The sequence below is a fragment of the Betaproteobacteria bacterium genome, assembly GCA_016713305.1.
Lineage (GTDB): Bacteria > Pseudomonadota > Gammaproteobacteria > Burkholderiales.
This window is the reverse complement of record JADJPK010000026.1, coordinates 18191-27736: the sequence shown is the minus strand read 5'-3', so window position 1 is coordinate 27736 and position 9546 is coordinate 18191. Positions and strand designations below refer to the sequence as shown.

The following is a 9546-nucleotide window of genomic DNA, read 5'->3' as shown; positions in this document are numbered from 1 at the left end:
CTGGATACCAGAAGCGCCGCATTCCAGGCGATGCCCTCGAAGAACGGATAGACGGCGCCGACTTGATCAGGGCCGTGGCGACCAGCTGCGGATAGAAGCGGGCACGTTCGGCGATGCCACCGGAAACGATGGCCGGGATTGCGGCAGCAAGGTCAGCAGGAAGAAGAACTTGGTCAGCTCGTAGCCGTTGGCGCAGCCCGGCGGCTATCGGCGCCCACGAGGAGCGGTCCGTGAAACAGCCCATTACCCGACGAAGAGAAGTAGGCGAGAGGCGTCGACATGGCGAGATCCGCCAGTATCTTGACCAGCGCGTTCACCTGATTCTTGCCGCGCACCGTCCCCAGTTCAGGAACGCAAACCCGGCGTGCATGGCCAGCACCGTGACAGCCCCAATAGAACGAAAAGCACATCCTGATGGCGTGCAGCTTCCACGAGATCCTCCGAACAGTTCCTTGAAATTGGCTGCGGAATCTGCGATCCGCTCACCCCGCGTCGCCGCGGGCGGCGCGGTATGATGCCCTGAAGCCGCCGCGATTGCTCTTCTCCGTCGGCTCTGTCCTCGCTACCGGAAACTTGACGTGCGCGGAATGGCCGCATTATTACGCTCCTGCTTGTCAGGTGCTTGAGCGGGCGACCGTCCGTTCGAGTGAAACGGGGAGTCGGTGGGCGTTACGGAGTGTCTCTACGCTGTCGCGGATCGGCGCTGCCCCCGCAACGGTAAGCGAAGTCCGGGGCGATCCTCTGCGCCACTGTGTCTCGGGCATGGGAAGGCGGATCGCCCGTCACTACGCAAGCCCGGAGACCGGCCTGACTCAGCGCACCGGCGGCTGCGGAGGAGGCGGCGATAAGTGGCGACATCCTGGCTCACCCTCGTCATCCGTTTCGTTCCCCGGGCTATCGCGGTTCTGCGTTGTCCTCCCCTTCTTCTCCAATCGGCAGCAGGTGCTTTCCCAACCTGACGGCGCAGCTTCCCTGCGCGGGGAGAGTCTGCAATGGCGTTACCCAAAGAGTCTGCTGTGTTCCTCGCGCTCCTGTCGTCCCCGTTGGCCCGTGGCAGGGCCCTAGCGCTCCGGCGGCGGGTCAGCCGATTCCACTCCCCTTGCGGCCGCGGATCCTACCATCTCCGCCTGGGCCACCGGTTACCTCGACTATCTGCCCGGTGCGGATGTCTCGGACACGTTCAGACCCCAGAAGGCACTGGGTGCCGCAAGCGCAACCGGACTGATGTCGTGTCGCTGGGCGATTCAGGGCGCATCACCCTGACGTTTTCCGGCGCGATCCTGAACGGCGCCGGCGCGGATTCGCCGTCTTCGAGAACAGCTTCAGCGACACCTTCCTCGAACTGGCCTGGGTAGAGTCTCATCCGATGGTGCCAACTTCTTCCGCTTCCCCGGGTTCTCGCTGACCGCCAACGCCATCGGCGCCTTCGGAACCCTGGACCCCACCGATCTGGACGGTCTGGCGGGCAAGTACCGCGGGGCTACGGCGCCGTTCGACCTGGATCTGCTCAAGTCTGTCCCGGGACTCGATGTCGACGCCGTCGTTTCGTCGCATCGTCGACATCGTCGGAGATGGTTCTGCCCTCGACAGTCTTCCCGCGGTGGCCGGGGGCCGAATCCCATCTACGACGACGCCCACGACGGGCGGTGGCGGATTCGATCTCGACGGTGTCGGCGTGATTCACTACGCCGCTGCCGTGCCGGAACCTTCGACTGCCTGGCTCCTCGCCGCAGGGGCCGTCGTCGCCGTCATCCGCTTTGCCGCCGCCGCAGCGCGGCCCTGGCACGTTCCGGAGACCTTCGATGAAAATCTCGCAGCTCGTCGCGGCGATCGCCGCATTTCTTGTCACCAGTTTCCGCCGTTGCCGAAACGATCGGTTTCGAGGACTTCGCCCTGTACGCCAGGGCGTCTACAATGCCAGTGCCACCACCTCCTTCACGAGCGGTTCTGCCACCTTCAATCATGAGTTACAGGAACTGGGGGAGGTGGCTGCTGCATCGGCTGGATCGTGTCGAATCACACCGACGGCACGACCGCGGGACCGGCAAATCAGTACAGTGCCTGGCCCGGGAGCGGAGAAGGAGGCTCGGCGCGATTTTTACGGCATCGCCTACGTCGGGGCGCCTTCGATCCGATTTCGCGTCACCGGTCTCCGTCGTGCGGGGGCGTCTCTTGCCGTCACGACCTACACGGCCCTTTCGATGCTCCAGGGCGACGGCTTTGCAAAGAAGTTCGGCGGGCCGAGCGGCACGGATCCCGACTTCCTGGCGGTCGCCGTGCAAGGACGCGATGTGGCCGGGCACATCACGGAACCGTCGTCCTCGCGCTGGCCGACTACCGGTTCGACGATTCGGTTCGGATTTCATCCTCGAAGGCTGGCAACGTATCGACCTCACGTCCCTCGGTATGGTGAGTTCGCTCAGCTTCTCCATGGACTCGTCCGACAAGGGTGACTTCGGCATCAACACCCCCACGTACTTCGCGCTCGACGACCTGACCGTGACCGCCGTCCCCGAACCCGGTACTGCCGTGCTCCTCACGCTGGGGGTCGTCATCCTGGCCGCCGGCGTGTCGCGCCGCCGCTGACCGATGGTTCGCCGCATCGGGCGGATCCGGTCCGTTGCGGCTGTCCTTGCGGTCGGGCCCATTCTCTGCCTGGGACCGGCCGCAGTCCGGGCTGACGACGAGTCGCCTCTGTTCAAGATGCGCGAGGTCGTCGTCTCGGCCCGGGCGGCCGACGGCACGCTTCGGACCACACCGCACAGCCTGTCCATCATCACCGCTGCGGACATCGAGCGTTCCTCGGCCGTCACGGTGGCCGAACTCCTGGCACGCGAGGCCAACGTCAACCTGCAGAGCTATTCCGGCACCGACAAGCAGGCAACCATCGATATCCGCGGCATGGGTGCGACCTCCACGAGCAACGTGCTGGTGGTCGTCGATGGCGTCCGCCTGAACGAGTCCGATCTTTCGGGCGCCGACCTCGCCTCCATTCCGCTTTCCCAGATCGAACGCATCGAGATCCTGCGGGGTGGGGGCGGTTCGCTTCGGCGACGGCGCCGTGGGCGGAGTGATCCACATCCTCACGAAACGCAGTGGCCCGCTCGGCCACGGCGGAGAAGTATCCGCGCGGTTCGAGTCCTTCCGCACCCGCGAACTGCGTCTCGCCGCAAGCGGCAGTTCCGGTCGCTGGTCGGGGCGCATCGACGCGAACGAGTTCCGGACGGACGGCTTCCGTCGCAACTCGGATCTTGACGCCCGCAACGCCGCCGCCTCGCTGCGATACACGCCGCAAGGGCAGTGGTCCTTTCTCACCTTCCAGGGACGTGCTGCCGCTCATCGCGACGAGATCGGACTGGCCGGCCCGGTGAGCGCGGCCGCGTTCTCTTCGGGCACTGCGGAACGACGCTCCACCAGCGCTCCCTTCGACGAGAGCAGCACCGACGATCTGCGGCTGCAACTCGACATGCTCGCCGATCTGGGGGAGCGCGGCGCGGTGGAACTGCGCTGGTCCGGCCGCGACCGCAAGACGCCCTACGTGATCGGATTCAACGCGGGGGATCCCATTGGAGAATCAGCGGTCACGCATACGTCGCGACGGCAGGACATCCTGCTGCGCTACGAACGGCGCTTCGACGCGCTGGGCGGAAGCCACGCGCTGTCGGCCGGCATCGAAGTACTTTCCGCCGACTATGCGCGAAGCGAGAACGGCGAGAACCTGATCGGGACGTCCACGACGTTCCGGGCACGGCCGATTCCACCGCCCAGTTCGTCATGCTGAACTCGGTCCTGTCGTCCGCATGGGCGCTCCAGGCAGGGTTGCGGCTGGACCGGTACGAATCCCGTGCGGACGATGCCCGCTACATCGCGTCGGGCTGCCGAACCATCACCGAGACCACGCTGGTGGACGTGGATCCCGGACCCGGCGTCACCTGATTCCCGTCCCCGTCACCCGCCAGGTGGACTGCGTCGAAGCATACCGGTCGCAGGGATTCGCACGGCGCCAATCCCGGCAAATGGCGGTCGAACTGGGCGCCACCTGGAGCCCGGACGCCCGGACTACCGCGTTCGCCTCCGCGACTCGTCATTTCCGTAATCCGAATCTCGACGAACTGCTGCTCGCCACGACCGATCTGCACTCCCAGCATGGAACGACATTCGAGGCCGGGATCCGTTCGCGTCCCGGCGAGCGCGTCGAACTGTCGGCCACCGCGTTCCTGATGCGCGTCGTCGACGAGATCTCGTTCGGTTCCAACGCGTTCGGCGCCATCAGCCTCAATCGGAATCTTGCGGAACCCACGCGACGATTCGGGGGCGAGGGCGGAACTTCGCTGGAGCGCCACGAGCCGGTTGGCGGTCCGGGCCAACGTGGGCTACGTCGTGCCGAAGCTCGCCCGGACGGGAACCGACATTCCTCTGGTTCCACGGACCACGGCGCTCCTGGATCTGGAGTGGTCCCCGTTTCCACGGTGGCAGGCAACGCTCACGAACCGCCACCGGCTCGCGCTACGATGGCAACGATTTCACCAATTCGCAGTTTCCCCGGCTGCCGGCGCACACGCTCGTCGATGCAACGCTGCGATTCGACAACGGGTCGTTCACGTTGACGGCCGGGGTGCGCAACCTCTTCGACCGCCCTTACGCGACGATCGCCTACAGCGCGAACTACTACCCCCATGCCCGAGCGCCACACCTTCGTCGCCTGCCGCTGGAGGTTCTGAAGGGCGACTCCCCTTTACCGCGGCGCTGAAGCCGGCGCGATACGGGCCGATAATCCTCCGGTGCCATAATTCCGGATGGATAAGGAGTCACGCAGAACATGGACACGACAGCGCCGGCGCGGACCGAAGCCACCGCCAACCGCAGGCTGGAACTGGACGGCATCCTCGCCGACATGGTCCAGGACGGTCTCGCCAGCCGGGAACAGGCGCAGGAACTGCTGTCGAAGCAGGTGTCGCGGCGCGCGCCCATCCACCCGCTCGTACTGATCGCGGACCAGAAGTGGCCCGATCCACGCAATCCCAAGAAGCTGCTGCACCTGGAACTGCTCACCGAGTGGCTCGCAGGCCGCGTGGACCTGCCCTACCTGCACATCGACCCCTTCAAGATCGACTTCACCGCGGTGACCAAGGTGATGTCGAATGCCTACGCCACCCGCTTCCGCATCCTGCCCGTCCAGGTGACCTCCAAGGAATGCGTGATCGCCGTGTCCGAACCGCACGTGCGGGAGTGGGAGGCGGAACTCGCGCGCGTGCTGCGGCTGGACATCAAACGGGTCCTCGCGAATCCGCGGGACATCGACAACTATCTGGTCGAGTTCTACAACCTCGCCCGGTCGGTGCACGGCGCGCAGCAGCAGAAGAAGGGCGAGCTGAACGACATCACCAACTTCGAGCAGCTCGTCCAGCTCGGCAGCCGCGGGCAGGTGGACGCCAACGACCGCCACGTCGTCCACATCGTCGACTGGATCTTCCAGTACGCGTTCGAGCAGCGGGCAAGCGACATTCATGGAACCACGCCGGGATGTCGGCAACGTGCGTTTCCGCATCGACGGCGTGCTGCACCAGGTCTACCAGATCCCCACGGCCGTGATGGCGGCCATGACGAGCCGCATCAAGATCCTCGGCCGCATGGACGTCGTGGAGAAGCGCCGTCCTCAGGATGGCCGGATCAAGACCGTGACGCCCGACGGCTCCGAAGTGGAACTGCGCCTGTCCACCATGCCCACGGCGTTCGGCGAGAAGGTCGTGATGCGGATCTTCAACCCGGACGTGATCGTCAAGGACTATCGGGAACTCGGCTTTTCCGAAGACGACCAGAACCGGTGGACCCAGATGACCACGCAGCCGCACGGCATCGTGCTGGTGACGGGCCCCACGGGATCGGGCAAGACCACGACGCTCTACTCCACGTTGAAGCAGCTGTCCACGCCCGACGTGAACGTCTGCACCATCGAGGACCCGATCGAGATGGTGGAGCCCTCGTTCAACCAGATGCAGGTCCAGCACAACATCGGACTGACGTTCGCCTCCGGCGTCCGCACGCTCCTGCGGCAGGATCCGGACATCATCATGGTCGGCGAGATCCGCGACCTCGAAACGGCCGAGATGGCGATCCAGGCCTCTCTCACCGGCCATCTGGTGCTCTCGACGCTGCACACGAACGACGCACCGGCAGCCATCACCCGGCTGCTGGACATCGGTGTTCCGCCCTACCTGCTGCACTCGACGATCCTGGGCGTGATGGCCCAGCGCCTGGTGCGGACCCTGTGCCCGCACTGCCGGGAAGCGGGCCCCATCGACGACGACACGTGGAACATGCTCATCACGCCCTGGAAGGCGGAAAAGCCCAAGCAGGTGTTCCATCCCAAGGGCTGCCTCGAATGCCGCATGACCGGCTACATGGGACGCGTCGGCATCTACGAGATCATGCTGTTCACGCCGGGCCAGCGCAAATTCGTGACAGCGGCGGCCGATCTGCCGGCGATCCGCGAACAGGCGTACCGCGACGGCATGAGACCGCTTCGCATCAGTGGCGCCATGAAGGTCGCGCAGGGTGTGACCACCGTGGAGGAAGTGCTCAAGTCCGCGCCACCCATCACGCTGGACCGACGCAGGAAAGGCTCGGCCCCGGACGGGCCTGCGGCATGAACCGATTCCAGCGCCGCGACGAACACGTCGCCGGTCGAAGGCTGGATCTGCGTCCCGGGACATTGGCGAAGGCAGCGTTCTGGGCTGCTCTGTACACGGTGGTCGGCCTGTCCCTGCTGTCGCTCTCTCCGGGCGCCACGACCAGCTACGTGATGCTCTGGCCCTCGGCGGCGATCGCCGTGATGGCGGCACTGCGTCTGGGCCCCGTGGCGCTTCCGTTCATCTTCGCCGCGGCGGGCTTGGTCGAATGGATCGACGGCGGGCCGGCACCGCTCGTCATCGCGGAGGCCGGCGCCGCGGTCCTCGAGGCCGCCATCGCCTGGCTCGTTCTCCGGCGCGTCGGGCTCGGCAGGGAGGAATTCCCGGCGCGTGCGCTGGGCGTGGACATTCCGGTCGTATCGCTGCTCGCACCTGTGCCGGCCGCTGCGGCGTTCGCAGGCGTCTACGCCCTCGTACACGGCGTGGGGATCGTCGACGCGAGCCACATCGCCGTGTTGTGGTGGCTGTCGGACGCCGTCGGCATCATGGTGTTCCTGCCGCTTCTCGTCGTGTGGCGGCATCCGCCCCGCTCCTTGCCCGGACACCCGGTGCATTCCGCCGGCTTGCTGACATGCCATGCGCTCATCTCCGGCTTCGTGTTCTTCGGCGGAGCATCGACCTGGCTCGATCAGACCTCCATTGCCTATCTCACGTTTCCCGTCGCCTTGCTGATCGCCGTCAACGCGGGATCGCACCTGGCAACCCTCGCCGTGGCCGTCGTCGCGGTTTTCGGACTGGTCGGCACCTTGAACGGGGTGGGGCCCTTCACCTTCTCGACACCGACGACCGATCATCTGCTGCTGGAGCTGTTTCTCGCCATCAACGCCGGCTCGACGCTGTTCGTCCATGGCCTTGCCGCGGCCCAGCGCAACGCGGCCAATCAGCTGCGGGAGGGCTTCGACCGCTTCCGCTCGCTTGCCGCCCTGTCGGCGGACTGGTACTGGGAGACGGACGTCAACCAGCGGTTCACGCGGGTGTCCGGCCGTGCCGTCGATTCCGGCCTCCTGGATCCCGCGAACTTCATCGGGCGCTCGCGCTGGGAACTGCCTTGCGTGGTGACCGACGAGGAAAGGCAGCGTCACGATTCGGCCATGGCCCGGCGCGAATCGTTCCGTGATCTGATGCTGACGCGCCTCAACATGGGCGACACCCCCCGCCACGTGTCGATCAGCGGCGAGCCGGTGCTGGACGAATCGGGCAGGTTCGCCGGGTACCGCGGCGTGGGCCGCGACGTCACCGTGATGAAGCAGGCGGAGCACGAGATTGCCCAGTCGCGCGGATTCCTCAAGGCCCTGATCGACGCCATCCCGAGCCCTGTGCTGCTGAAGGATGGCCAGCACCGCTACGTGGAGGCCAATCCGTCTTTCGTGGAGTTCTTCGAACGGCCGCTCGACCGGATCGTGGGCCGCACGGACTTCGATTTCTTCACCCGCGAAGACGCCACCTATTTCCTCTCCACCGACCAGGCGGCGTTGCGCGGAGACGGGCCCGTGACCTACGAGCGTCCCTATCGCATCCACGACTCGATCCGGTGGATGCTCGTGCGCAAGACCGCTCTCACGGCACCGGACGGCAAACGCTACATTCTTCTGGTTCTCTTCGACGTGACCGGCAAGCATGCGACCGAAGAGCGCCTGCGCGAGAGCGAGCAGCGATTCCGCAGCCTGACGGAACTGTCGGCGGACTGGTACTGGGAGCAGGACGACCGCTACCGCTACACCTATCTGTCCGACAGCGCGGCCGGCCACATGGTCGAGACCGGTTCGGAGCTCATCGGCCGGACCCGTTTCGAAGCCGAATTCGACTGGCCATCGGATCAGGCGATGCGGGACCACCGCGCCACACTGGATGCCCGGCGGCCGTTCCGGGACCTCGTGCTCCGCTCCCGCAAGACCGGCCGCTGGGGCCTGTCCAGTGGCGAACCCGTATTCGATGCCGGCGGCGCGTTCAAGGGATACCGGGGCGTCGGCCGGGATATCACGGATCTCAAGACTGTCGAGGAACAGTTGCGCGAGAGCGAACGCCGGTTCCGCGACTTCGCGGAAGCCGCGAGCGAATTCGTGTGGGAACAGGACGCCCATGGCGCCTATACGTACCTCTCGCCGCGGGTCCGCAACGTGCTCGGCTACGCGAACACCGAACTGATCGGGCGGCGGCCTGCCGATCTCATGCCCGCAGGCGAGAACGAGCGGGTTTCGCTGTGGCTGGACGACCATGTGCGGCCGGACGGTTCCTACAAGGATCTGGAGCACATGCTGCTCACCCGCAGCGGGTCCATCGTCTGGGTGAGCGTGAACGCGGTGGCCATGCGGGACGAAGCGGGCCGCGCGGTCGGGCAACGCGGGACAGCGCGGGACATCACGGACCGCAAGGCCGCGGAGGAACGCATCAGCCAGCTGGCGACGCGCGATGCGCTGACCGGCCTGCCCAACCGGCTGCTGCTCCAGGATCGTCTGGAGCAGGGGCTGGTGAACTCACGGCGAAACCGCGAATCCCTGGCGCTGATGTTCATCGATCTCGACCGCTTCAAGAACATCAACGATTCCCTGGGCCACGATGTCGGCGACCTGCTGCTGAAGGAGGTCGCCACGCGGATGCAGACGTGCATCCGCAAGGGTGACACCCTGGCACGGCTGGGTGGCGACGAGTTCGTGATCACGCTCGAAGGCCTGCAACAGGCGGAGGATGCCGCCCACGTGGCGGACAAGATCACCGCGGCCCTTGCACGGCCCGTGGAGGTCGGGCGCACACCCTCAACACGTCCTGCTCGATCGGCATCAGCATCTTTCCGGACGATGCCGAGGATGCCGCCACGCTCATGAAGAACGCGGACACGGCGATGTACCCGCCAAGGAGA

6 protein-coding genes, 1 pseudogene and 1 riboswitch are annotated in these 9546 nt (G+C 65.9%); all 7 genes and pseudogenes read left to right on the top strand.

Features of this window, described 5'->3' with window-relative positions; translation table 11 throughout:
* Window positions 1–599 precede the first annotated feature (599 nt).
* A riboswitch (cobalamin riboswitch) is annotated at window positions 600–826 on the top strand.
* Window positions 827–2289: 1463 nt separating this feature from the next.
* The 7 genes and pseudogenes from IPK20_21910 to IPK20_21880 all read left to right on the top strand — a co-directional run bounded on the left by IPK20_21910 (window position 2290) and on the right by IPK20_21880 (window position 9511).
* On the top strand, window positions 2290–2586 hold the full coding sequence (locus tag IPK20_21910; GenBank protein MBK8019077.1) for a DUF4465 domain-containing protein: 297 nt from the start codon (window positions 2290–2292) through the stop codon (window positions 2584–2586).
* Between the two features lie 3 nt (window positions 2587–2589).
* Window positions 2590–3255, top strand: coding sequence for a TonB-dependent receptor (locus IPK20_21905; protein ID MBK8019076.1), 666 nt, complete (start codon window positions 2590–2592; stop codon window positions 3253–3255).
* 112 nt (window positions 3256–3367) lie between these two features.
* Window positions 3368–3781 (top strand): hypothetical protein, encoded by a 414-nt coding sequence (locus IPK20_21900; GenBank protein ID MBK8019075.1) that lies wholly within the window; start codon window positions 3368–3370, stop codon window positions 3779–3781.
* Window positions 3775–3936: a hypothetical protein gene (locus tag IPK20_21895; GenBank protein ID MBK8019074.1), complete on the top strand. Its 162-nt coding sequence runs from the start codon at window positions 3775–3777 to the stop codon at window positions 3934–3936. Before IPK20_21900 ends, IPK20_21895 begins: the two co-directional genes overlap by 7 nt.
* A gap of 80 nt (window positions 3937–4016) precedes the next feature.
* On the top strand, window positions 4017–4607 hold the full coding sequence (locus IPK20_21890; GenBank protein MBK8019073.1) for a TonB-dependent receptor: 591 nt from the start codon (window positions 4017–4019) through the stop codon (window positions 4605–4607).
* A gap of 212 nt (window positions 4608–4819) precedes the next feature.
* Window positions 4820–6650 (top strand): annotated as a pseudogene (tadA, locus tag IPK20_21885) (Flp pilus assembly complex ATPase component TadA).
* On the top strand, window positions 6647–9511 hold the full coding sequence (locus IPK20_21880) for a PAS domain S-box protein (protein ID MBK8019072.1): 2865 nt from the start codon (window positions 6647–6649) through the stop codon (window positions 9509–9511). Before tadA ends, IPK20_21880 begins: the two are co-directional and overlap by 4 nt.
* Window positions 9512–9546 lie beyond the last annotated feature (35 nt).

Coding starts and splice junctions, on each gene's coding strand:
- IPK20_21895 (MBK8019074.1), top strand. CDS start 3,775: ATGCTGAACTCGGTCCTGTCGTCCGCATGGGCGCTCCAGGCAGGGTTG.
- IPK20_21910 (MBK8019077.1), top strand. CDS start 2,290: ATGTGGCCGGGCACATCACGGAACCGTCGTCCTCGCGCTGGCCGACTA.
- IPK20_21905 (MBK8019076.1), top strand. CDS start 2,590: ATGGTTCGCCGCATCGGGCGGATCCGGTCCGTTGCGGCTGTCCTTGCG.
- IPK20_21880 (MBK8019072.1), top strand. CDS start 6,647: ATGAACCGATTCCAGCGCCGCGACGAACACGTCGCCGGTCGAAGGCTG.
- IPK20_21890 (MBK8019073.1), top strand. CDS start 4,017: ATGGCGGTCGAACTGGGCGCCACCTGGAGCCCGGACGCCCGGACTACC.